Raw genomic sequence first — 23,362 nt, 5'->3', positions numbered from 1 at the left:
GACGAGATGAAATACGGATCGGCGATCATCGGCACCGGCATAGCGGCGTTTTTCGCGCTGCTTGCTGCCGGCCTTGCCAAGGACGAGCTGTTCGCAAGCCACATGGGAATTCTGGTGATCGTGCTGATCGGCGCGGTTGTCATGCTGATGCGCCAGACATCGTTTGTGCGACAGCCGGCGGTGGACATGTCAGCCTATATGGACGGCCCGATCCGCTACGGCGTCATCGCGACCGTATTCTGGTGCGTCGTCGGCCTTCTGGTCGGCGTCGTCATCGCATTGCAGCTCGCCTATCCCGATCTCAACGTCGAGCCGTTCCTGTCCTTCGGGCGGGTCCGGCCGTTGCACACATCGGCCGTGGTCTTTGCCTTTGGGGGCAACGCGCTGATCGCAACGTCGTTCTATGTCGTCCAGCGCACCAGCCGCGCCCGGCTGTTCGGTGGTGATCTCGCCTGGTTCGTCTTCTGGGGCTATCAGTTGTTCATCGTCATGGCGGCGACGGGCTATCTTCTCGGCATCACTCAGGGCCGCGAATATGCGGAGCCGGAATGGTATGTCGATCTCTGGCTGACGATCGTCTGGGTCTGTTACCTCATCGTCTTCCTCGGCACGATCCTGCGCCGCAAGGAACCGCATATCTACGTCGCCAACTGGTTCTACCTGTCGTTCATCGTCACGGTGGCGATGCTGCACATCGTCAACAACCTGGCGGTTCCGGTCTCGATCACCGGCTCGAAGAGCTATTCGGCTTTTGCCGGTGTTCAGGACGCGCTGACCCAGTGGTGGTATGGCCACAACGCCGTCGGCTTCTTCCTGACCGCAGGCTTCCTTGGGATGATGTATTATTTCGTGCCGAAGCAGGCCAACCGGCCGGTCTACTCCTACCGCCTGTCGATCATCCATTTCTGGGCGCTGATCTTCCTCTACATCTGGGCCGGTCCGCACCACCTGCATTACACCGCTCTGCCGGATTGGGCGCAGACGCTCGGCATGGTCTTTTCCATCATGCTGTGGATGCCTTCGTGGGGTGGCATGATCAACGGCCTGATGACGCTCTCGGGCGCCTGGGACAAGATCCGTACCGATCCGATCATCCGGATGATGGTTGCGGCCATCGCCTTCTACGGCATGTCGACCTTCGAAGGCCCGATGATGTCGATCAAGGCGGTCAATTCGCTCAGCCACTATACCGACTGGACCATCGGTCACGTCCATTCCGGAGCGCTTGGCTGGGTCGGCATGATCACTTTCGGCGCGGTCTACTTCCTCGTGCCAAAACTGTGGAACCGCGAGCGGCTTTATTCGGTGCGCATGGTCACCTGGCACTTCTGGTTCGCCACGCTCGGCCTCGTCGTCTACGCCGCGGTCATGTGGGTCTCGGGCATCCAGCAGGGTCTGATGTGGCGCGAATACGACCAGCAGGGTTTCCTGGTCTACTCCTTCGCCGAAACCGTCGAGGCGATGCACCTCTACTACGTCGTGCGTGCGCTGGGCGGAGCTCTTTATCTCATCGGCGGGCTGATCATGGCGTGGAACGTCACGATGACCATCCTCGGGTACCAGCGCGACGAACAGGAAATCGGCGGCGCCGTGCCAGCGCCCCAAGCGGCCGAATAAGGAAAGAAGACCATGGGTATCCTGGACAAACACGCGATCCTCGAGCGCAATGCGACGCTTCTGCTCATCGGTTCGTTTCTGGTCGTCACCGTCGGTGGCATCGTCGAGATCGCACCACTGTTCTATCTCGAAAATACCATCGAGAAGGTAGAGGGCATGCGGCCATACTCGCCGCTGGAGCTTGCCGGCCGCAATATCTACATCCGCGAGGGTTGTTACGCCTGCCATAGCCAGATGATCCGGCCCTTCCGCGACGAAGTCGAGCGTTATGGCCATTACAGCCTGGCCGCGGAATCGATGTACGACCATCCGTTCCAGTGGGGGTCCAAGCGCACCGGGCCGGACCTTGCCCGCGTCGGCAACCGCTACTCGAATGAATGGCATGTTCAACATCTGACGGAGCCGCGCGACGTCGTGCCGGAATCGATGATGCCGAGCTACGCCTTCCTGAAAAGCAAGCCGCTGCCGGTCAAGGACTTCGCCACGCATCTGAAGGCCAATGCCGCTGTCGGCGTGCCCTACAGTCAGGACATGATCGACAATGCTGATGCCGATCTGCGCGCCCAGGCCGACCCGACGGTCGATACATCAGGCATCGAGAGCCGTTATCCGAAAGCCCGCATCGGCGATTTCGACGGCAATCCGCAGGCGATCACGGAAATGGATGCGCTCGTCGCCTACCTGCAGATGCTCGGCACGTTGGTGGACTTCAAGAGCTACGACGAAGCAGGCAGTGACCGCTGAGGAGGAAAACCAGATGGAATACCAACAACTACGGACCTTCGCCGACAGCTGGGGCCTTCTGGCGATGACGCTGTTCTTCGTCGGCACGCTGATCTTCGCGTTCCGCCCCGGTAGCCGGAAATCTGCCGATGAAGCCGCACAAATCCCGCTCAAGGATGACTGACATGCACGATCCTCATAAAGATCCTCATCTGGACGAGTTGTCGGGCGTATCGACGACCGGGCACGAATGGGATGGCATCAAGGAGCTCAACAATCCGCTGCCGCGTTGGTGGGTCGTGTCCTTCTATGCCTGTATCGTCTGGGCCCTGGTCTACACGGTCTTCTATCCTGCCTGGCCGTTGCTGACGTCCGCCACCACTGGCGTGCTTGGCTATTCGAGCCGTGCCGATGTACGCTCCGAACTGGCCGCTGCCGAAGCGGCTCGCTCAGGCTATGTCGCGGCCATTAAGGCCGCCGATATGCAACAGATTCTTGCCGACGAGACGCTGCGAACGGTTGCAACGGCCGCCGGCAGCGCCGCCTTCAAAGTCAACTGCATCCAGTGCCATGGATCGGGCGCGCAGGGTTCGAAAGGGTTCCCGAACCTCAATGATGATGATTGGCTCTGGGGTGGAACGCCGGAGCAGATTCTGACGACGATCGCCCATGGTGTTCGTGCGCCGGAAGACGCCGACACGCATGTCAGCGAAATGCCCGCCTTCGGCGACATTCTGAAACCCGAGGAGATCGCGTCCGTCGCCACGTTCGTTGCCGATCTGTCGAACGGCACCGGCTTTCCGGAGGAAACGGCGCCCGGCGCGCAGATATTCGCCCAGAACTGCGCGAGCTGCCACGGCGACCGTGGCGAGGGTAATCAGGAGATGGGCGCGCCCAATCTTGCCGACAGCCTGTCGTTGCTGGTGGATGGTGAGGAGGCGATCGCCGCGCAAATCCGTGCGCCGAAACACGGCGTCATGCCGGCCTGGGGCGGACGCCTTGGTGATGTCACGGTCAAGGAACTTGCGGCATATGTCTATTCGCTCGGCGGCGGCAAATAGATTTCTCGCGTTACGGTCGCTTGACCTCGATCAAGGAGATTGGCGCCATCACGTGCCACTCTCCGGTTCAAAGACGAGTGGCCGGCCTTGCCGGCGTCATGCCCTTGAGGGCTGGAATGCTGGAAAAAATGGACATCGAAAGACTGGACGCCGAGGCGGTCAATTCGCAGAAGCAGCGGCAGGTGCTTTATGCGCCGCGTAAAAAGATCTTCCCGAAGCGCGCCTCGGGAGGATTTCGCCGTTTCAAATGGCTCATTATGGCGATCACGCTCGGCATCTACTATCTGGTGCCCTGGCTGCGCTGGGACCGTGGCGGTTATGCACCGGATCAGGCCGTGCTGATCGATATCGCCAACCGGCGTTTCTATTTCTTCTTCATCGAAATCTGGCCGCAGGAGTTTTTCTACGTTGCCGGTCTGCTGGTCATGGCCGGTCTCGGCCTGTTCCTTTTGACCTCGACGGTCGGGCGCGCCTGGTGCGGCTATACGTGCCCGCAGACAGTCTGGGTTGACCTCTTTCTGGTCGTCGAGCGGGCGATCGAGGGTGATCGCAATGCGCGCATCAAGCTCGACAAGGAATCCTATTCGCCGCGCAAGCTGGTGTTGCGGACCACCAAACACGTCATCTGGCTGCTGATCGCGGTGGCCACCGGCGGGGCCTGGATCTTCTATTTTGCCGATGCACCGACACTGCTTGTCGATGTCTTCACCGGCCAGGCTGAAATCGTCGCCTACAGCACCATCGCGTGCCTGACGGCAACGACCTACATCTTCGGTGGGCTGATGCGCGAGCAGGTCTGCACCTATATGTGCCCGTGGCCGCGCATCCAGGCGGCGATGCTCGACGAGGCGTCGCTGACGGTGACCTACAACGACTGGCGCGGCGAGCCGCGTTCGCGCCACGCCAAGAAATCGGCAGCGCAGGGTGCGGTGGTCGGCGATTGCGTCGATTGCAACGCCTGTGTCGCCGTCTGTCCGATGGGGATCGATATCCGCGACGGCCAGCAGCTGGAGTGCATCACCTGCGCGCTGTGCATCGACGCCTGTGACGGCGTGATGGACAAGCTCGGCCGGGAGCGCGGGTTGATCTCCTATACGACACTCAACGACTACAATGCCAACATGGCGCTGGCGACGGCCGGAGGCACCCAGCCGATCGACCCGGCGCGCGTCCGCACACCTGACGGCAAGCTCGCGGCGACGCTGCGCCATATCAGTCTCGCCTCGTTCCTGCGGCCAAGAACGTTGCTCTACGCCGCACTCTGGTCGCTGGTCGGCATCGGCCTCGTTTATGCGCTGGTCACCCGCGACCGGCTCGACGTCAACGTCCTGCATGATCGTAATCCGCAATTCGTCATGTTGTCGGATGGATCGGTGCGCAATGGTTACACACTGAAAATCCTCAACATGATCGCCAAGCCGCGTGTGATGGCCGTGCGGATCGAGGGCTTGCCGCAAAGCTCCGTCGCGATCGCCGGTAACGAGGCTCAGGGTGACGGAACATTCCTTGTACCGGTCGAGCCGGACCGTCTGCGCAGCCTGAAGGTTTTTGTCACCCAGCCGCGCCACGTTGCTGACAAGCAGGTGCAGACCTTCCGGTTCGTCATCGAGGATACAGAAGGCCCCGAGACAAAAACCTACACGGCAACATTCCAGGCACCGGGAGGCTCGAAATGAAACTTCAATCCCGTGAATTTACCGGCCGGCATATGCTGCTGATCATGCTTGCCTTCTTCGGGGTCATTATCGCCGTCAACTTTGTCATGGCGCGGTTTGCCGTGACCAGCTGGACCGGACTGGTGGTCGAGAATTCCTATGTCGCCAGCCAGCAGTTCAACGAAAAGATGATCGCGGTACGAGCCCAGAACGATCTCGGCTGGGTGCCGAAGCTCGACATCGCCGCTGGAAAGATCACCTTCACGCTGGCCGACCGTATTGGCAATCCGGTGAAAATGACCGGTGGCAAAGCGACCTTCCAGCATCCGAGCTTTGAGGCGGCGGACTGGTCGGCGGTACTGGTTCCGTCGGGAGATGGCCAGCTCAGCGCCTCCTCAGCGGTATCTCCCGGCATCTGGGTGGTCAATGTCGAGGTCGAAGGCGGCCTGGCCGTGCCCTACCGCCATAGCGAACGTGTTCTGATCAAGGATGGAAAACGCCAATGAGCTGCTGTGCCGTCGGCAATGCATCGATGCTCGAGCTGGAGGCGGAGCGCCAGGCGATTCCGCCGGCGGATGAAATCCGCCTGCTCAGCCACGTGCTCGGCGACGGTTTGAGGCAGACCAATCTGTCCGTGCCGGATGTGCATTGCGCTGCCTGCATCGGCAAGATCGAGCGGGCGCTGAGCAAGCTCGAGGGCGTCGAGCATGCCCGCGTCAACCTCTCCACCCGGCGAGTTTCGATCCGCTGGCGCGATGGAGCTGTTCCGGATTTCTGTGGGGTGTTGTACCGGCTCGGTTATCCCGCACATCTGTTTTCCGAGCAGGACGGTGAAGGTGATCGCACCCGGTCCGAGCTGATCCGGGCGGTCGCTGTCTGCGGTTTTGCCACGGCGAACATCATGCTCTTGTCCGTCTCTGTCTGGTCGGGGGCCGAAGGTGCAACGCGCGATTTGTTCCACTGGATTTCGGCGCTGATTGCGCTGCCGGCGCTCCTGTTCGGCGGCGGCATCTTCTTTCGCTCGGCGGTATCGGCGCTCCGGCATGGCCGCACCAACATGGACGTGCCCATCGCGGTCGGCATCTCGCTTGCCTTTGGTATGAGCCTTTACGAGACGATCAACCACGGCCAGCATGCCTATTTCGATGCCGTCGCCTCGCTTCTGTTTTTCCTTTTGATCGGTCGCGTGCTTGATCACGTCATGCGTGAGAAGGCCCGCTCGGCCGTCAGCAGTCTCGTGCGGATGACCCCTGCGGGCGCGGTGGTTCTTGGACCGGATGGTAGCCGTGAATATATGCCGCTCGCGCGGATAGAGCCCGGAATGAAGGTGTTCATTGCCGCCGGTGATCGCATTCCAGTCGATGCCATCGTCCGGCAGGGTCTCTCCGAGCTCGATTGCTCGCTGGTGACGGGCGAAAGCGACCCGCGTCCGGTAAAGGCCGGCGATACCATCAGCGCCGGTACGCTCAACCTGACAGGCCCGCTGACGATCGAAGTCACCGCCGCTGCTGAAGCATCGTTTCTCGCCGAAGTCATCCGGCTGATGGAAGCGGCCGAAGCTGGCCGTGGGCTCTACCGGCGCATCGCCGACCGGGCCGCGACCTATTATGCACCGGCGGTTCATCTGACCGCATTTCTCACAGGGATCGGCTGGCTGCTGGTCTCGGGTGATTGGCACAAGGCCATCACCATCGCGATTGCGGTTCTGATCATCACCTGCCCATGCGCCTTGGGACTGGCTGTTCCGATCGTCCAGGTCGTTGCCGCGCGCCGGTTGTTCGAACGCGGCATCATGGTCAAGGACGGGTCGGCCATGGAACGGCTTGCCGAGGCGGATACTGCCGTATTCGACAAGACGGGAACCCTGACGTTGGGCCAGTTGAGTCTTGCCAGCAGCGACGCGCGGGACGAAACAGCTCTTGCCGTCGCTGTCTCCCTGGCGGGATATTCAAGCCATCCCGCCTCACGCGCCATCTGGAAAGCGCATCCCGGCCTTCATTATCCGGATGTCCGGGCTGACCGGGTCACCGAACATCCGGGGCTCGGGATCGAGGCGGCGATAGCCGACAAGACCTATCGCCTTGGGCGCAGCCCCTGGGCGGGAACGATCGAACCGGGCGCGCCGGGCACGACGACGGCGCTTTCGGAAGACGGGATCGTCATTGCCCGCTTCACCTTCCGCGACAAGCTTCGCCCGGATGCGGCTTCGACCATCGAGCATCTGCATCAGAGCGGCATGGCTGTCGAACTTCTTTCGGGGGACACACAGGCGGCGGTGCAGTCTGTTGCGAAAACCTTGAAGATCCAACGCTATGGCGCCGGGCTTTTACCCGCCGGCAAACTCGAACGCCTGCAGACACTGGCGCGGGAGGGCCGGCGACCGCTGATGGTCGGGGACGGGCTCAACGACGCCCCGGCGCTTGCCGCAGCGCATGTTTCCATGGCACCGGCGACGGCTGCGGACGTTGGCCGCAATGCCGCCGATTTCGTTTTCCTGCGCGATTCGCTGAGCGCCGTTACCGTGGCGCTGGATGTGTCGCGCGGGGCTGGCCGGTTGATCCGGCAGAATCTGGCGCTGGCAATCGGCTACAACGCTTTTGCCATCCCTATCGCGGTTTTTGGCTACGTGACGCCGCTCGTTGCCGCCATCGCCATGTCTGCATCCTCGCTGCTGGTGATCGGCAACGCCCTGCGTCTCAATGCCGGGGCGGGCCATTTCGACGCGCCGTCATTATCGCCAGCTGCCAACCCGGAGGGCCAGTTGCGATGAAATCGCTGATCTATCTCATGCCAGTTGCCATCTCGCTCGGATTGGCCGGGCTCGGCGCTTTCATCTGGTCGCTGAGGAGCGGTCAGTACGAGGACATGGACGGCGCGGCACAGCGGATACTGCTTGATGACGAGCGCACACAGCCGAAAGACAACGGGGCTACTTGATCGAGGTCAAGGTGGCAGGAGGCGCGTGGATGTTTCATCAGGCAGAGGAAACGGCGGCATGTTCGCTGCGACACGGGCAAATGCCGAACCGGGGAGGGCCATCGATGGACGCGAAGCTGCCGGGATGGGAAAAGGTTATAACAGGAATTCATCCGGCGCTTGATCGGCTGGAACATGCACTCAAGGACCAGATGGTCCTGTGCGATGCCCTGGAAAGTCTTGCAGACCGGCTGCCGGACAATGTCGCGCACGGTGAATGCCTGCATCTTCGCCGGGCGATCCCGCCGATCCTGACGGCCGTACATCGCCTGGAAGAGGAAATCATCCTTCCATTCATTGCGAAATGCGGGCGAATGCCGCTTGGTCTGCCGGAAATCCTCGACCAGATCCACTACGAGCAGATCGAGGAGGAATGCTATGCCGAAGAGCTCTGCGATGCTCTGCGCGCGTTTGGTACAGGGCTGGTCAAACCGTCACCGGAAACGCTCGGTTACATGCTGCGGGCCTATTTCGATTGCGCCAGGCGGCGCATCCGGTTTGATTGCACCGTTTTGCTCCCAATGCTTTGCGCAGCCCCGGCGTTGCCGGTTAACCGCAGCGAGCCTTGAGGCGGCTGAGGCTCGGGACTGTGATCTCGCGGTTGGCGACTACGGCAATCACCCCTTCGGTCCGCAGCTTGGTGATCTGGCGCGAAACTGTCTCAATCGTCAGACCGAGAAATTCAGCAATGTCCATGCGCGATAAAGGCAGATCAAACTCGGCGGTGTCGCGTGTTTCGGTGCCGGTTGATGGGTTGATATGGCCAGCGATCAGATACAATAGGCTGGCGACCTTTTCGGCCGCGGTCTTCTGTCCAAGCGTGACCATCCAGTCCCGGGCTTCATCGAGCTCGCGCAAAACCTGAGCGAAAAGCCGGTGTTCCATCTGCGGATATTCGGCCACCAGCCGCTCGAAGGCGGCGCGGGGAACTTCGCAGAGCTCGACATCGGACGCAGCCTCTGCCGTCACTGCATTCTCCCGACCAAACAGTCTGCCCAGGAAATCCGGCGCGAACTGCAGGCCGACGACCTGCTGGCGGCCGTTCTCAAGCACCTTTGTCAGCTTGACGACGCCGCGCATGACGTTGGCATAGGACTGGATCGGCGTTTCCTCGCCGGCCAGCAGTTTGCCGGCCTCGTGGCGGGTCATGCGGGTGTGCTTTGCCATGGCAAGCAACTGCCCGGCATCAAGCGCGCCGCACAATCCCTTGTGACGCACTTCGCAGCTTCGACAGAGAATGGGCGTCTCGGAGTTGTGGATATCGATCCGGGCCGTTTCAGACAGTTTGGTTCCCCAATGCTTGGTCAAATTTGCAACTGGAACACGTATTAGCAGATTCCACCGGCCTTTGCCGCTGCGAAGTTGGCTGGCATCGCGGACCTTTCGTCGCGGGTCGCCCGTGCGGCGCCGATCGTCCGGCGGATATGCCAATCAACCGGCCCCGGGATCAGGCAGTTCTGACAAGATCATCATTGGAATTCTAAACAGAATTTAATTCTGGCCTGGTCATTCCTGACACCGTGTTGCCCGGTTCGAGGTCATTGATAACCGTTAGTATTCGGATAATCCGAGTATTCGGCAAAAGCGTTGTTGCCATCGAAGGAAAACAACATGCGGTACCGGAATTCACTTCTTGTTGTGATTGTTGTTGCTGCTGGTGTCTTTCTTGGCCGCGCAGAACTCGGCCGCTATTTGCCAGACCCGATCGCACGCCTTCTTTCGATCGATTCCGCCGAAAGCAAGCCGAACAGCGAAGCAGATAAAGCGACGGCAGCCACCGGACATGTGCGCAACGCCGTGACCGTCACTACGACGGCCGCAAAAGCCGGCGCGCTGCCGGTGACGCGCAGTTCGCTCGGAACCATTGTCCCCTTCGCGTCCACCGCTCTTTCGAGCCCGGCATCGGGCACCGTCGCGCAGATCCTGGTCAAGGACGGTGCCGAAGTCACCGCGGGCACCTTGCTGGTGCAACTCGACGATCGCACGATCAATGCGAACATAGCGCGGGACACCGCCCTGCTTGCCAAGGATCAGGCAGCACTCGACGAAGCCAATACAAACCTCAAGCGGGTAGAGGCGTTGAGCAATGACGGCGCAGAGACCCGCCAGCAATATGATGATGCAATCGCGGCCGCCAAACAGGCGGAAGCGGCAATCGGCGTCGATAGTGCCACGCTGGCTGCCGACAAGGTGGCGCTGACGCAAACACAAGTGCGCGCACCCTTCGACGGTAAGCTCGGGGTGATCCTGTTGTCGCCCGGGGCCTATGTCGCGCCGGGTGAGGATATCGTCACGCTGACGCAGATGAAGCCGGTCTATGCGGAGTTCACGCTACCCGAAACGGATCTGGCTCTCGCCCGTCAGGCGCTTGCAGACGGGCAACTGAATGTCAGCATTTCCCCCACCCTGTCGCAGGATAAAACGGCAGGAGAGACTGGACCGATTGTGTTCATCGACAATGCGGTCGATGCACCCTCCGGCACGTTCAAGATGCGGGCGCGTCTTGATAATGCCAACGGGACATTCTGGCCGGGACAGTCGCTGCGTGTCACGGTCACTGCCGGTGAGCAGAAGGACCTGGTCCTGGTGCCCACAGTCTCGGTGCAGCCGCAGAGCGACGGTGCCGTCTGCTACGTCGTCAGAAAGGACAAGACCGTTGAGGTGCGCAAGGTGAAGGTCGCTTTCAGCGTTGGGGATACGACCGGCATCGCCACTGGCCTGAAGGCGGGCGAGATCGTCGTCACCGAAGGACAGGCGGGCCTGGTAGAGGGAACACCAGTCGAAATCGTATCGGCGCCGGTGGTAGCACCTGAAACGATGGCTGAAGGCGGAGCGATCGAATGAAGATCTCCGAAATCTTCATCCGGCGTCCCGTCGCGACCATCCTCCTGATCGTTGGTGTTCTGCTCGCAGGGGCTTCCGCCTACACCAACCTGCCTGTCGCCGCCCTGCCACAGGCTGATTTCCCGACCATCAATGTCACGGCACAGCTCGCCGGCGCTTCCCCGGATACGATGGCCAGTTCCGTCGCTACGCCGCTGATCAAGCAGTTCGAGACCATCGCCGGGATCGATACGATCAGTGCCAGTTCGTCGCTCGGCAACAGTCAGATCACCATCCAGTTCAATCTCTCTCGCGATATCGATGCCGCTGCGGCCGATGTGCAGGCAGCGATTGCCAGAGCCCAACGGCAATTGCCGGACAACCTCACGGCGCCGCCCAGCTATCGCAAGGCCAATCCTGCCGATGCGCCGGTTTTGATCCTGGCCTTGACCGGAGATGGTGCCTCGCTGACGAAAATGGACGACGTCGCAGAAAACATCATTTCCCCGGCGCTCTCGACCATTTCCGGCGTGGCGCAGGCGCAGGTGTTTGGCGCGAAGGCCTATGCGGTACGGATCGAGGTCGATCCGAACAAGCTGGAAAGCCGCGGCCTTTCGCTGGATGGGCTGGCGGCGACGGTTGCTGTCGCCAACGATCAATCCCCTGTCGGCACCTTGCAAAACAAATCGCAGGCACTGACGGTGGATGTCGCGACCCAGCGCAGCGATGCCGAGGCGTTCAAAACACTGATCATCGCCCAGCCCGGCGGCCGCATCGTCCGGCTGGATGATGTCGCGGATGTCGTCGACAGCGTACAGATCGTCAATCAGGGTAGCTGGCTTGACGGCAAGCCGGCCATCGCGCTTGCCGTGCAGCGCCAGCCCGGTGCCAACACCGTGGTAGTGGTCGATTCCATTCTGGCCAAGGTGCCGAACCTGCAGGCCAACCTTCCTGCCAACATGCACATCAACATCGTCAACGACGCCTCAGTCTCGATCCGTGCGGCGGTGGCCGATGTCGAGACGACGCTGATGATCACCATTGGGCTCGTGGTTCTGGTCATTTACCTGTTCCTCAGGCGCGTTTCGGCAACACTTATCCCGGCGCTCGCCGTGCCTTTGTCGCTGGTGGCGACACTGGCCGCGATGTATGCGCTCGGTTTTTCCATCGACAATATTTCGCTTCTCGGCCTGACCCTCTCGGTCGGTCTTGTGGTCGATGATGCCATCGTCATGCTGGAAAATATCGTTCGCAAGGTGGAGGAGGGCATGGCGCCGCTTGAGGCGGCCATCGAGGGCAGCCGCGAAGTCACCGGCACCATCATTTCGATGTCGATTTCGCTGGTCGCCGTCTTCCTGCCCATCCTGTTGATGGGCGGCATCGTCGGGCGCGTGCTCAACGAGTTCGGGGTCGTCGTCACATTGGCGATCCTGTCCTCGGCCACCGTATCGCTGACCGTCACCCCGATGCTTGCGGCCCGGTTGCCGCACCGGGATATGCAGGAGCCGAAGCGTCAGGGTCTGTTCGACAGAGTGACCGCCGCCTACGGCCGGGCCGTCGGCTGGTGCCTGAACCATCGAGCAATCGTCATGCTGGTCTTCGCTGCCACGTTTGTCGCGTCCGGATGGATGTTCGCCAGCCTGCCGCGAAGCTTCTTCCCCTCAGAGGATATTGGCATCCTGACAATCTCGACTCAGGCGCGGCAGGACATATCCTATCAGGCGATGAGCGTGTTGCAGGCCCGTGCGGCCGCCATTGTCTCCAGCGACCCGTCCGTCGCACACGTGACCTCGACCCTTGGTTCCGGGCCAGGTGGATCGGCACTCAATGCCGGTTCTCTTCTCGTTCAGCTGAAACCGCGCGATACGCGTCCGCCGCTTGATACGACCCTGCAGGCCCTGCGGCATTCGCTGTCAGAGATTGCCGGATTGAAAACCTTCATCACGCCCCAGCAGAGCCTGCGCTTTGGCGGGCGCAGCACCCAGAGCCTCTACCAGGTCGTTCTGCAATCGATTGATGCTGCCGCGGCACGGCAATGGTCGCAGACGCTGGGCGATGCGATGCGGGCAGACCCTGCCCATTTTGTCGATGTTGCCACCGATCTGCAGAACAACGCGCTTCAGGCGCATGTCACCGTCGATAACGATCGGGCAAACAGTCTCGGAATCTCCTCGCAGGCGTTGCGCACGACGCTGGAGGCAGCCTTCGGCAGTTACGTCGTCACGCAGATCCAGACCACCGGCAACAGCTATGACGTGATTATCGAATATGATCAGTCGCTGGACTGGAACGAGCAGTCGCTATCGGCAATCCGGATTGCATCTTCGTCGGGAACGCTGGTGCCGCTGTCGAGCTTCGCGCGGGTAACGCGAGAAGCAGGGCCGGTCACCGTCAATCAGACGGGACAGCTGACGGCCGTCACCCTGTCTTTCAATCTGCCGAAGGGCGTATCGCTCGGGACTGCGACCGCGCGCGTCGATGCGCTCAAGCAGCAGATCAAACTTCCTGCAACGGTCACGACAAACTATGCCGGTGCCGCCCAGATTTTCGAGCAGGCAAGCGGCAATACCGGGCTGTTGATTGGCGCAGCGGTGCTGATCATCTACGTGGTGCTCGGCGTCTTTTACGAGAGCTTCCTGCACCCGCTGACCATTCTCTCCGGCCTGCCGTCGGCAGCATTCGGGGCGCTGCTGACATTGAGGATTTTCGGATTCGATCTGTCGATCATTGCGCTAGTCGGCCTGCTGATGCTGATCGGTATCGTCAAGAAGAACGCCATCATGATGATCGATGTGGCGCTGACATTGCAGCGCGACCAGCATCATGAACCGCACGAGGCCATTCATCTGGCGGCCGTCCGGCGTTTCCGGCCGATCATGATGACGACGTTTTGCGCCCTTCTCGGCGCACTGCCGATCGCCGTCGGAACCGGCGCCAGCTCGGAGCTGCGCCAACCTCTCGGGGTGGCGGTTGTCGGCGGGTTGCTGGTCAGTCAGGTACTGACGCTGTTCATCACGCCGGTCATCTTCGCCGAGATCGAACGGGTGTCCGCCGTCGTCCGGTCGCTCTGGTCACGCAAGGGCGCCATTGTTGCCGCGGAGTAATCGCTCGGAGACTGGCCGCTATCGGTTTGCGGTCGGCAGATCAGTCGCTTGGGCCGCACCAACCGGGCAGATGCTTTGCGGACTTGGTCCGCGCGAGCCTGAGAGCCGCAATTTCGGCGTCTTTGAAATCCCGGTGCAGCAGTTTCACATCGATGCGGCTTCTGAGGAAATCCGCCCACATGAACTCGCTGAACGGCGTATTGTCCTTGGCATAACCGCCGGCGCGGCGAACTGCGCCAGCCAGCGACCGGTAGGGATCGTCGGTCAGCCCGCCGATTGATTTGGGCAGGCTGTTATGCGGTTGCCGCTCGCCTGCCGCGTCGAAGGGGTAACTCCAGCGATAGTGATCCATCACCGACCAGAATTCCGGTTTCGCGAGATCGCTGAGATCGGCAACGACGCTGGTCAGGACATGCGCTACGCCTTCTTCCTGCAATGCCCTGACGAGATGATGATGATCGATCAGATAGCTACGCTTCTTCCAGCCAATGACGACGGGAACCATATGGCGGCCGAGAAAATCGGCGCCGTCATGCCCGGCAATCTCGCGCCATTCCAGCCGTTTTTCGGCGACTTCGCGAAAGCCGACCGTCATTTGCGTTGGCCGCAGGCTTGCTATCGCCACGGGTTGAAGGTGGGGTTCGTAGGTTTGTGTCATGGGGCACCTCGGGTGCTGGATGCTTGGGTCAGAACGGCTGAAACAGCATCATCGACGCTGACGCTGCAGCGGCTTGCAAGCTCAGGTGCTGCCGCCATGATCAGATCGCGGGCCTGGTCATGCACGCGGGCATATTGCACCCGCTTGCTGGCGGCTCTCAATGCGGTGTCGAATTCCAGCAGCGCATCGAGTGCGGTGCTGTCCAGATCAAAACTTTCCTCGAGGCTGACGACAACGCACTTGCTGCGGCCGTCCGCTCGAACGCGGCTGACGATCGTGTTCAAAATGGCATCCGCATTGGCGAAAAACAAAGGTTGCGCCGGCCGCCAGACGGTGACCCCGGAAACCGGGAATGCGTCGGAATGGCGGGCGATATCGACAAAGTCGTGGCCTCCGGCGAGCCGTCCAAGACGTGCCACATAGGGCGATGCAAGGCGCTTGAGCAGCGCTACCAGCGACAATGCGATTGCCACCAGCATGCCGTCGAGGACACCAAACACCAGCACGCCGAGAGCAGCACCCAGTGCGATATAGCCGTCGCGTTTTAGCCGCCACAGGCGCAACAACGGCATGGGATCGAGTGCATGGGTCAATGCAGCGATGACCACCGCTGCCAAGACCGGCTGGGGCAGGAGTGCGACAGGTGCGGCGGCAAAGGCAATCAGCAGCGTCAGCCCGAGCGCCGCGACGACCGCGGTCGCCCCGGTTTGCGCGCCGGCAGCCTCGCTTGCCGCTCCGGCCGAGAACCCGGCTCCGACCGGCATGCCCTGGACGATGGCACTGGCGAGGTTTGAGAGACCAAGCGCGCCAAGCTCCCGGTTTGCTTCGACGGTCTCATTGTGGCGCAGCGAAAACGAACGGATAGTGCCCCAGGATTCGGCAAACAGGATGAGTACCAACGGCAAGACGAAGGGCAGAAGTGCTATGACTTCCGTCCATTGATGAGATGAGAAATCGGGCCAAGCCGGCAGAAGCGGGATAGTCCCGACAAGGGCAACGCCGTGACGGGAAAGATCGAAGAGGGCCGAAGTGGCGATGCCAGCGCAGAGAACCAGAAACGCCCCGGGTAGAATGGGAACGCGGCGAAGCCCGATCAGCGCAGCAAGCGCGGTCACGCCGACAAGAACGCTTGGCATATGCCATTGCGGCACCGACGAAATCAGGCCGGTGACCAGATACAGCAGATTTGAGGTATTAACCTGTACACCGGTCAGAACCGGTATCTGACGCAGGATAATCGTGATCGCCAGCCCGAACGCGAAACCGCGCAGCACGGGCCGTGATATGAATCCTGCCAGATTTCCAAGCCGGACAATCGAAGCGATCAGGAAGAGAATGCCGACAAGAGCGACCAGGATCGTTGCAAGCACCGTTTTGTCGTCGGCGGAGCCCGGCATCGTCAGCAGCGTTGCCGCCAGGATGGCGGCGGAGGAGGAGGTGGGACTGACGATCGCAAACCGGCTTCGTCCAATAAGTCCATAGGCAAGACAGCCGGCAATCGCCGCACAGATCGCCCGCTGCGGCGGCAGACCGGCTATCCCGGCATAGGCGACAGCTTCGGGCAGCATCAATCCCGCGACCGACAGACCCGCAATCCAGTCTCCCTTGCGCATGACGGACCGGCTCTCCTCCGCTTTCGAGATAGGATCAATATCACAGGTTGCCTTGCATCAGGCTTTGCGCCGCAACGGCGCTTCGGGCAGTTCTTCATCGCGGCTTTAGTGGGAGTGATCCATGTTGCTGGGCAGATTTGCGAAATGGGCTAAGGTTTGAACTTCCCCATTTGAACGGACCACGGAGATCGTCCGGTTTGCGATGCCGGATACATGCCAGCCCCGAACATGCAGGCGATGCTGTATGCTCGGGGCTGGCAGGCCTTCATGCCATTCGGTGAATGTTGGCGTGAAGCTGCTCGGCCTGATTTTGCAGGGCAGCGTAGCGAGCTGCCGGTATCGCACCGTTGTGATGATCAGCCACGGTCATGGCTTCGTGGCGTATCCACGCATCGTCGGCTCTCAGGCGCTGATATTCAGCGCTTGTCAGAAGGCCGCGTGATCTGTCTGCGTTCATGGTGCGGTTGTCGGCCCGGAGTTCGGCAAGGATCGTATTGAGCCGCGACTGGTGGACATAAGCAGGCGCATAGGCCGGAACAATATAGGTTGGGCTCGGGGTGACGTCGGTCGTGATGTCGTTGTCGCCCAGCATCGAGCGGTCGTGGAACCCGTTATGGTGATCATGGTCGCGGCCGGGTTCGCCGTGGGTGCCGGCGAAAGCGACCCCCATGGAGGTCGTGATGAAAATCGCGGAGATTGCTGCGGTTTTTGCAAAAGAGAACATTTGCGTTACCTCTGATATAACGACGTTGCTGAAACGTCTCTCGATAGGAAGCTATCCTATAGTGTCGCGTCGCGGTGCGATGGCCGCCGGCAATACATAGCTTCGATCTGGAATATACTGCTCTATCTCAGTAAGATCATGTTAAATTAAAGTAATATTCTGATTCCCGTGCCTGCCACAATTTCGATCAATTGCGGGAGGGGGAAGCGTGACTTGATGCAGGGACGGGCACCCTCAAACCGGAGCGCGGCTGTCGATACGAACTTCCATTTTTGGGCGGAACTGGCTTCCGATCCAGGAAGAGCAGAAATCTCGCCTGACCTTCAAGTCAGTCTTGACCGGAGCAGGCGGTAATAGCCGGCAAGGTGGGGGATCGTATGTTCGAGTTCGGGGAAGGCCGGATCGTTGCTGGTCAAGCTGCCGGCATATTTGGCGGCGATCAACTGCCGGTGCGTTTCAAGCGGCCCGGCCTTGAGCGCTGGAAGTATGGTGAAGATCGGCGATAGCGTGGTGCGGCCCTTGACGGTGATGCTGTCGAGTTCGGCGATGGTGAAATCCGCGGCGCAGAGCGATGCCGTAAGTTCGCCGAGCAAAAGCGGCACGCCGTAATTCTTCGATTCGCCTTCGAGACGGGAGGCGAGATTGACGGCATCCCCGAGCACGGAATAGTCGAAACGGCGCGCCGACCCCATATTGCCGACGACACAGTCACCGGTGTTGATGCCGATACCGATCTTCAGCACCCGTGCCTCGATACCAGCGTCCGCAGCCTCCCGCCGCAAGTCTTCATTCAGGCGCTCGATCGCTCCGAGCATCTTCAGCGCCGCGCCAGCCGCATGGCTGGCATGGTGGGGATCGTCGAGCGGCGCGTTCCAGAAGGCCATCAGGCAGTCGCCGATATACTTGTCGATGGTGCCGCCGTTTTCGAGCACAATGTCGGACAACGGTGTCAGCAGCCGGTTGATCAGCGTCGTCAACTGTTCGGGGTCGTCCTTCAGCGCCTCGGAAATGGTGGTGAAGCCACGCACGTCGCAAAAGAGGATGGTCAGCGTCCGGCGTTCGCCGCCCAGTTTCAATTGCGACGGGTCATCGGCAAGGCGCTCGACCAGCGCTGGGGACAGATAGCGCGAGAAGGCCCGGGTGATATCGCGGCGGCTGCGCCGCTCGGCTGCGTAGTCGAGCGCCGTCTGGCTGACGGCAACGGACAGGTATGCCAGTGCCGGGCCGACCGGCGAGACGAAGATATGGCCAAGCCGCAACAGCGCGTAGCTCGCGGCGATCAGCAGGATCAGCACGGCCATGCTCACCACCATGGTTTGCCATCCGGTTGCCCGGTAAACCACGCCCGAGGCCAGCAATGCTCCAAGCGCAATCGCTGCAATGACCGCTCCTTGTCCCGGTTTGGTGATGAACAGGCTATGCGTCATATTGTCGAAGATCGTCGCCTGTATTTCGGCGCCCGAGACCAGATGGCCGGTGTGGACGGTGAATGGCGTGGCAAGAGCGTCGGCACCGCCATCCTTGAGGGTCGGTGCATTCTGCAGACTGAGGCCGACAATGACGACGCGATCGCGCAAGAGACCGTCCGGCAGGAATTGGCCGGGATCGAGCGCCTGGTAATACGACACCGTCGGATAGGTTCGTGCCGGGCCGAATGTCTGGAGAAGGGCGGTTCCGGATACTGGCTGTTTTGGCCGGCCGGCAACCTCGGCCAATTGTGCGGCAAAACCGTCGGCATAGCCCGGCACCTGCCGCAATGTTCCGTCACCGCTCAGATGAACCGAGGCGATGCCCGTTTTAGCGCCGCGGGCAACAAACTCTGCCAACGGCTCCGTCCGCACGAATTGGTCGGCATGGGGCGTCTCGATCAGCGTTTCATCACCGGCCAGAACGACATCGGGACCGAGCGTCTCAGCAAGAGCCGCGTCATTTTCCGGCGTGGCCGAAGGCTCGGCAAAGATCACGTCGATGCCGATGGCCTTCGCACCGGCGGCGCGCAGTGCCTCGATCAACCGTGCATGCAAGGCACGCGGCCACGGCCACTGGCTGCCGATCTCGGTCATTGAGGGCTCGTCGATGGCAACGATGACGGGGCCGTCTTCGGGAAGGGGCGGCGGGGCAAGCGTGGATAGATAGTCGAAGCTGCGCAGTTCGATGAGCGAGAAGGGAGACGTGAGCGAAGCGAGGGAGAGAATTACTGTGACAAGAGCGGCAAGTATGGCAAGGCCAGCGCGGCGGCGCCCGCTGCGGCGGGCTGCTGTGCCGATGTTGAAGCGGTTCTCGGCTATGGGCTCTTTCGCCATTTTTGTCATCAAAAGCGCACTTTGAGCGAGCCTCTGAACGAACGTCCCCAGCCCGGTGTCAGTGGAGCCACGTCAAATTCTTCGTCGAGCAGATTGTAGGCGGCCAACTCAAGGACGAACCGTTTGTCGAATGGCTCCCATGTCAGGTTGCCATCAATTGTCCAATAGCCATCCAGTTTTGTTTTCAACCCGGTATCGCGTTTCCCCACGTAGTTCGCGGCAAGCATCACCTTGATATTCGCCTGATTAACCCAGGTGATTGCCGCCTGCCCGGATGTTTCGGGTATGAAGGGTAAGGAGTCGCCGAACGTCAAGCTTGCTGGATCCTGATCCTCGGAACTGGTCCGGGCAATCGTTCCCGATAGCCCAAAACCATGGCCCACGGCCAAGTTCGCAGTCAGGCTCGCTCTGTCGATCCGGCCTTCGTCTGTTTGGAAGGCCGTTCCCAACGCTGAACCCGGAATATAAGGAAGTGGCGATGTTTGCGGGAAGGCAATCGATACCTTATGCAGATCCTGGTGCTGAAAATCGACTGCGGTGAAAAATCGATCAGACCATTCCGCGTCCCAACGCAAGGCAATCGTATCGGCGCGGCCATCAAGTCCTATTCCATAGGCATTAGGCTGAATTCCAACAACGCCAATCGGCGACAATGTCGGTGCACTGAAGTCGTAGCTCTCACGCATATAGGCGGCGCGAAGCCAATGTCCCTCTATCGGTGTCCAGGCCAATCCCGCGCGAGGCTCCAATCGGCTAACTTCGACATTTTCGCCGCTGATATAGGTGCCGAAAAGGGCATACTCCGCCCTCAGGCTACTGCTGATATCATGCAAGACGTCGACATAGGCTTTTCCAATATCATAACGCCCCTCAAGCGGCTCATAGAGTGGAATGCCATTAATCTCTTGGCGGAAATACGTGTCGGCCCAGCCGCCTTCGAGGCCGTAGCGCCAGGTCAGGTCATCATAGCCGAGGGTGTGATTGATTGCGGCAATATAGGTTCTCTGTTTGCTTGTGTCGATTGAGGATAGGCTGCCGAGGTCAGTTCCCAGGGTGGTCCCGATATCTGCGCGTTCGTCGCCATAGAACAAAGCCAAATTGACGATGTTACGATGCTCGATTGTGTGACTCCAGCCGATACCGGCTCCTGTCGTTCTTGATTCATCGTCGCGGTCGATAAGGTAGGTTATTGGTGCCGGTGTGGAGCTGAACAGGCTGGTGTTCTGTAGAAAATTGTCTGTCAAATAGTTGGCGTAGAAAACGATGCGATCATCTGGCGTGGGTGACGCCGTAAGATATCCATTCGCCGTTTTGACTTCGGTGCTGCCGTCATAATATCCGAGATCGCCGGGGAAGCGCCCGGAAAATGGCGTCGTTTCCCATCGTGCGTTGATATTGAAACTGACTGGAAATACCGCGTTGGCGTAACCCTGTACCTGTCCTTCCGCAAGCCAGTCAGTGTCGCTGCCGCTCGTGTTGAATCCACCTCCGAGGGACGTCTCGATAAATGGCGAGTTGACCAGCATTAATGTACGCTCACTGCTGGCGAGCATATGCGGATCGAGCATCAAAGCCTGGATGAAGGAGGAATAGCTGGAGCCATTCTGAACGTAGTCCGTCGCGTTCCCGCCATAGGCGTAGGTGTTGGCGAATGGGTTGACGCTGCCGTGCACGGATTGGTCCAGATAGGACGTACCGGTGAAAGGATCAAACACCGCATCGCCGTAATACTGCCCCCAGGCGTCTAGCCCTTGGAGACGGAATGCGTCGTTGAGAACTGAACCGGCGCTCTGGTTGGCGCTGAACGAAATGAAATCACCGCCGCGGGCACGGCCCAATCTCAAGAACTCCTGCGCATAGCGTATCGCGTTGTCGGAGTCGTATTCATGAATGGCCATTGACGTCCGGACGGAAGCAATGACCGGATCGTGGGGATCAAGCCGCCCGGCATTGTCTAGCGCCTGGGCGGCGGGGATCCGATCGCCTTTCTCATAAAGGGCGGCGGCCAGCATCAGCTGTCCTTGCGAGTAGCCGGGATTTGCGGTCGAGCCGGCGAGCAGATCCTGCACCGCTTTGTCCATTTCGCCGCGCTGTAAATAGTACCGGCCGCGCGCAATCAGCCCGATGTCAAAGGATGGATCGACCCGCAAGGCCTCGTCGATCTCATGTTTGGCCTCGGCCATGCGCCCTTCCGTGAGATACAAAAGTGCGAGATTGGCGTGACTGACCGGGTCCAGCGGATCGAGCTCGATTGCCTTTTTGTAGGCGGCTTCAGCCTCCCGGTTGGCGTCTCTGTCGCTTTGGGCAAGGCCGATCGTGTTCCAGATAGAGCTGGAGCCAGGTGCGGTTCTAAGGGCGCGATTCAGATCGTCGAGCGCGCCTTGCCGGTCGCTTCGGATAAAAAGCTTGTAGTTCGCTCGGGCTTCGAGGCCGGTCGGATCATCCGGATCGATTGCGAGCGCGCGCTCAAACCCATCGACAACCTCTTTTTCGTCAGCCAGCATGATGCCGAGTTGGGCACGGGCGCCGGGTAAAGTCGGGTCGCCGGGCGTATTGCGCTCGCTTTCCTTGATGACTTCCAGGGCTGCCGGAATATCTTCGCGGAAACCGGCAGTCCAGGCCTTCGCCATGCCGGCATAGCCGCTGTTGGTGAGCCGGGGAGGCTGCTCGACATGATTGGGGTCCGCAAGTGAGCGAGCAAAATAACCGCCATAGGCCGCAATTGCACTGCGCTTGGCGTCAAGCCCCGGTCTTGCTTTTTCAAACAACGCCGCGGCGTCCCGGTAGCGGTTTTCCGAGCCGGCGATCAAAGCGTCGATCAAGTTGGCGCGTGCGATCTGAGAGCCGCGCAAACCTTGAGCGCGCGCCTGATTGAGGGCAGCCTTCGCCTTTTCTTTTCCCTCCAGCGAAAGATAGATTTCCGACAGGCTCAACCAATCTTCCGCCGAACGCGCGCCAGCTTCTTCCGCTTCGAGGCGGTCGCGTTCCTTGCGCATCTGCGGCACGATCAATGGCGTTGCCGGCATCCACTGGAATGCGCTCCTCAGCGACAGATTGAACAGCATCTGTTCCCTGTCTTTCGGCTTGGCGATGACGATCTTTGACGGCTTTTGCCCGATTGCCGCAACGGCGCCTTCGCCCTGTGAGACCGTGACGCTGCCCTGCGCATTACTGAGCTCGACCACACCGTCCAGCACGATCAGCGACGTTTTGCCGTCGGCGCCGACTGTCATCGTCCAGTCCGTGCCGCGGATGGCGGCCGCCGCTGCCGGCGTGTCGATCACCACGCCCTGGCCGCCGCGTTCGGCGCGAGCCCAGATGGTGCCGGATTGCAGCTCCAGCCCTGTATCGCCGGTGCCGCCCATCCGCTTGACCAGCAGCGAGGTGTTGCGGCCAAGCCGCACCTGGGTGCGGTCTGAGAAGAGAACGGCAAGCTGGCCGGTTGCGTTGGTGCGCAGCACGTCGCCGCTCAAAAGGGCCTGCTGCAGATCGACATAACGCCAGCCGGAAATATCGACAAAGCGCACTTCCTCGCCGGATTTGCGGGCAATGACCGACCCGGCAGCCGGGGATGGGCGCGGCAAAGGGTCAGCCTGCGCCGGCATGGCGAGACAGAGCACTCCCAAGGCAGCACCAACCGGCGTATATTTCATGCAGTTTCCCCAAGAATGCACGGATAATCACTGAGTTTGAGTAACCCAAAAGTCAAGTGGGGCGGCGGTCCTGATTCTGCTTTGCGTGGCAAGTGTCGAAATAAGGAAACACAATGCAGAACTGTTGGTTGTTCCTGACGATACATGGGAAGTATCAGTTGCGGCTCTCCCAGGAACGTTCTGCGGATGCGAGTTATTCGACCTGACCCTGTATTGAACAGGCAATGACCATCACGATGGCGCTGCCGCTGGTGCGTTTCCGCAAAATCCTATGAGATTTTTATATCTCTCCCGGACGCCCCGTCTCGAACACTAATGTGGTTCGGGGCGATAGTCAGCGTGGAATTCAGGCCCCGGATCTTGCGTTGAGCATGATCAAACGGGGCCTCTTTCGCGTCGCCGCCCTTCTTTGAAGAGGAGGGAAAGATGAAATTCAACAAAAGGAGCCTGGA

17 protein-coding genes are annotated in these 23,362 nt (G+C 60.5%); 11 read left to right on the top strand and 6 right to left on the bottom strand.

Annotated features, from left to right (window positions below; all coding sequences use genetic code 11):
- Positions 1-6 precede the first annotated feature (6 nt).
- The 9 genes from ccoN to ACSQ3J_RS08625 all read left to right on the top strand — a co-directional run bounded on the left by ccoN (position 7) and on the right by ACSQ3J_RS08625 (position 8,601).
- Positions 7-1,617 (top strand): cytochrome-c oxidase, cbb3-type subunit I, encoded by a 1,611-nt coding sequence (ccoN, locus tag ACSQ3J_RS08665; protein WP_060502972.1) that lies wholly within the window; start codon positions 7-9, stop codon positions 1,615-1,617.
- A gap of 12 nt (positions 1,618-1,629) precedes the next feature.
- Complete coding sequence (ccoO, locus tag ACSQ3J_RS08660) at positions 1,630-2,361, top strand: cytochrome-c oxidase, cbb3-type subunit II (protein ID WP_060502971.1); 732 nt, start codon at positions 1,630-1,632, stop codon at positions 2,359-2,361.
- 13 nt (positions 2,362-2,374) lie between these two features.
- The gene (locus tag ACSQ3J_RS08655) at positions 2,375-2,524 is read left to right on the top strand and encodes a CcoQ/FixQ family Cbb3-type cytochrome c oxidase assembly chaperone (RefSeq protein ID WP_037103611.1); all 150 of its coding nucleotides are present in this window, start codon (positions 2,375-2,377) and stop codon (positions 2,522-2,524) included.
- 1 nt (position 2,525) lies between these two features.
- The gene (ccoP, locus tag ACSQ3J_RS08650) at positions 2,526-3,401 is read left to right on the top strand and encodes a cytochrome-c oxidase, cbb3-type subunit III (RefSeq protein ID WP_060502970.1); all 876 of its coding nucleotides are present in this window, start codon (positions 2,526-2,528) and stop codon (positions 3,399-3,401) included.
- A gap of 116 nt (positions 3,402-3,517) precedes the next feature.
- Positions 3,518-5,077 carry a cytochrome c oxidase accessory protein CcoG gene (gene ccoG / locus ACSQ3J_RS08645; RefSeq protein WP_060502969.1) on the top strand — a complete coding sequence of 520 codons (1,560 nt, stop codon included), beginning with the start codon at positions 3,518-3,520 and terminating at the stop codon, positions 5,075-5,077.
- A complete protein-coding gene (locus ACSQ3J_RS08640; protein ID WP_060502968.1) occupies positions 5,074-5,562 on the top strand; it encodes a FixH family protein in 489 nt (162 codons plus the stop codon). The genes ccoG and ACSQ3J_RS08640 overlap by 4 nt, the downstream gene beginning before the upstream one ends.
- Entirely contained in the window at positions 5,559-7,826 is a 2,268-nt protein-coding gene (locus ACSQ3J_RS08635; RefSeq protein ID WP_060502967.1) for a cation-translocating P-type ATPase, read from the top strand. The genes ACSQ3J_RS08640 and ACSQ3J_RS08635 overlap by 4 nt, the downstream gene beginning before the upstream one ends.
- Positions 7,823-7,993, top strand: a complete 171-nt coding sequence (ccoS, locus tag ACSQ3J_RS08630; protein WP_060502966.1) for a cbb3-type cytochrome oxidase assembly protein CcoS — start codon at positions 7,823-7,825, stop codon at positions 7,991-7,993. Before ACSQ3J_RS08635 ends, ccoS begins: the two co-directional genes overlap by 4 nt.
- A gap of 104 nt (positions 7,994-8,097) precedes the next feature.
- The gene (locus ACSQ3J_RS08625) at positions 8,098-8,601 is read left to right on the top strand and encodes a hypothetical protein (protein ID WP_060502965.1); all 504 of its coding nucleotides are present in this window, start codon (positions 8,098-8,100) and stop codon (positions 8,599-8,601) included.
- On the opposite strand, the gene ACSQ3J_RS08620 is transcribed toward ACSQ3J_RS08625, so the two are convergent.
- Positions 8,582-9,340 carry a Crp/Fnr family transcriptional regulator gene (locus ACSQ3J_RS08620; protein ID WP_060502989.1) on the bottom strand — a complete coding sequence of 253 codons (759 nt, stop codon included), beginning with the start codon at positions 9,338-9,340 and terminating at the stop codon, positions 8,582-8,584. The two genes, ACSQ3J_RS08625 and ACSQ3J_RS08620, sit on opposite strands and share 20 nt — an antisense overlap.
- Before the next feature lie 303 nt (positions 9,341-9,643).
- Here ACSQ3J_RS08620 and ACSQ3J_RS08615 point away from each other — a divergent pair, with 303 nt between their 5' ends.
- A complete protein-coding gene (locus ACSQ3J_RS08615; RefSeq protein ID WP_082512008.1) occupies positions 9,644-10,876 on the top strand; it encodes an efflux RND transporter periplasmic adaptor subunit in 1,233 nt (410 codons plus the stop codon).
- A complete protein-coding gene (locus ACSQ3J_RS08610) occupies positions 10,873-13,959 on the top strand; it encodes an efflux RND transporter permease subunit (protein ID WP_060502964.1) in 3,087 nt (1,028 codons plus the stop codon). Before ACSQ3J_RS08615 ends, ACSQ3J_RS08610 begins: the two co-directional genes overlap by 4 nt.
- Positions 13,960-13,999: 40 nt before the next feature.
- On the opposite strand, the gene ACSQ3J_RS08605 is transcribed toward ACSQ3J_RS08610, so the two are convergent.
- The 5 genes from ACSQ3J_RS08605 to ACSQ3J_RS08585 all read right to left on the bottom strand — a co-directional run bounded on the left by ACSQ3J_RS08605 (position 14,000) and on the right by ACSQ3J_RS08585 (position 22,910).
- The gene (locus ACSQ3J_RS08605) at positions 14,000-14,617 is read right to left on the bottom strand and encodes a ParB-like protein (protein WP_060502963.1); all 618 of its coding nucleotides are present in this window, start codon (positions 14,615-14,617) and stop codon (positions 14,000-14,002) included.
- On the bottom strand, positions 14,614-16,230 hold the full coding sequence (locus ACSQ3J_RS08600; RefSeq protein ID WP_082512007.1) for a SulP family inorganic anion transporter: 1,617 nt from the start codon (positions 16,228-16,230) through the stop codon (positions 14,614-14,616). Before ACSQ3J_RS08600 ends, ACSQ3J_RS08605 begins: the two co-directional genes overlap by 4 nt.
- A 265-nt stretch (positions 16,231-16,495) precedes the next feature.
- Positions 16,496-16,954, bottom strand: coding sequence for a hypothetical protein (locus ACSQ3J_RS08595; RefSeq protein WP_060502962.1), 459 nt, complete (start codon positions 16,952-16,954; stop codon positions 16,496-16,498).
- 323 nt (positions 16,955-17,277) lie between these two features.
- Positions 17,278-19,257, bottom strand: a complete 1,980-nt coding sequence (locus ACSQ3J_RS08590) for a CHASE2 domain-containing protein (RefSeq protein WP_060502986.1) — start codon at positions 19,255-19,257, stop codon at positions 17,278-17,280.
- A gap of 8 nt (positions 19,258-19,265) precedes the next feature.
- A complete protein-coding gene (locus tag ACSQ3J_RS08585; protein WP_060502961.1) occupies positions 19,266-22,910 on the bottom strand; it encodes a FecR domain-containing protein in 3,645 nt (1,214 codons plus the stop codon).
- Positions 22,911-23,362 lie beyond the last annotated feature (452 nt).

Source organism: Rhizobium sp. LjRoot98 (assembly GCF_964252935.1).
GTDB lineage: Bacteria > Pseudomonadota > Alphaproteobacteria > Rhizobiales > Rhizobiaceae > Pararhizobium.
The sequence above is the reverse complement of the archived record's forward strand: the minus strand, read 5'-3'. Positions and strand labels throughout refer to the sequence as shown.

Coding starts and splice junctions, on each gene's coding strand:
- ccoN (WP_060502972.1), top strand. CDS start 7: ATGAAATACGGATCGGCGATCATCGGCACCGGCATAGCGGCGTTTTTC.
- ccoO (WP_060502971.1), top strand. CDS start 1,630: ATGGGTATCCTGGACAAACACGCGATCCTCGAGCGCAATGCGACGCTT.
- ACSQ3J_RS08655 (WP_037103611.1), top strand. CDS start 2,375: ATGGAATACCAACAACTACGGACCTTCGCCGACAGCTGGGGCCTTCTG.
- ccoP (WP_060502970.1), top strand. CDS start 2,526: ATGCACGATCCTCATAAAGATCCTCATCTGGACGAGTTGTCGGGCGTA.
- ccoG (WP_060502969.1), top strand. CDS start 3,518: ATGCTGGAAAAAATGGACATCGAAAGACTGGACGCCGAGGCGGTCAAT.
- ACSQ3J_RS08640 (WP_060502968.1), top strand. CDS start 5,074: ATGAAACTTCAATCCCGTGAATTTACCGGCCGGCATATGCTGCTGATC.
- ACSQ3J_RS08635 (WP_060502967.1), top strand. CDS start 5,559: ATGAGCTGCTGTGCCGTCGGCAATGCATCGATGCTCGAGCTGGAGGCG.
- ccoS (WP_060502966.1), top strand. CDS start 7,823: ATGAAATCGCTGATCTATCTCATGCCAGTTGCCATCTCGCTCGGATTG.
- ACSQ3J_RS08625 (WP_060502965.1), top strand. CDS start 8,098: ATGGACGCGAAGCTGCCGGGATGGGAAAAGGTTATAACAGGAATTCAT.
- ACSQ3J_RS08615 (WP_082512008.1), top strand. CDS start 9,644: ATGCGGTACCGGAATTCACTTCTTGTTGTGATTGTTGTTGCTGCTGGT.
- ACSQ3J_RS08610 (WP_060502964.1), top strand. CDS start 10,873: ATGAAGATCTCCGAAATCTTCATCCGGCGTCCCGTCGCGACCATCCTC.
- ACSQ3J_RS08605 (WP_060502963.1), bottom strand. CDS start 14,617: ATGACACAAACCTACGAACCCCACCTTCAACCCGTGGCGATAGCAAGC.
- ACSQ3J_RS08600 (WP_082512007.1), bottom strand. CDS start 16,230: ATGCGCAAGGGAGACTGGATTGCGGGTCTGTCGGTCGCGGGATTGATG.
- ACSQ3J_RS08595 (WP_060502962.1), bottom strand. CDS start 16,954: ATGTTCTCTTTTGCAAAAACCGCAGCAATCTCCGCGATTTTCATCACG.
- ACSQ3J_RS08590 (WP_060502986.1), bottom strand. CDS start 19,257: ATGGCGAAAGAGCCCATAGCCGAGAACCGCTTCAACATCGGCACAGCA.
- ACSQ3J_RS08585 (WP_060502961.1), bottom strand. CDS start 22,910: ATGAAATATACGCCGGTTGGTGCTGCCTTGGGAGTGCTCTGTCTCGCC.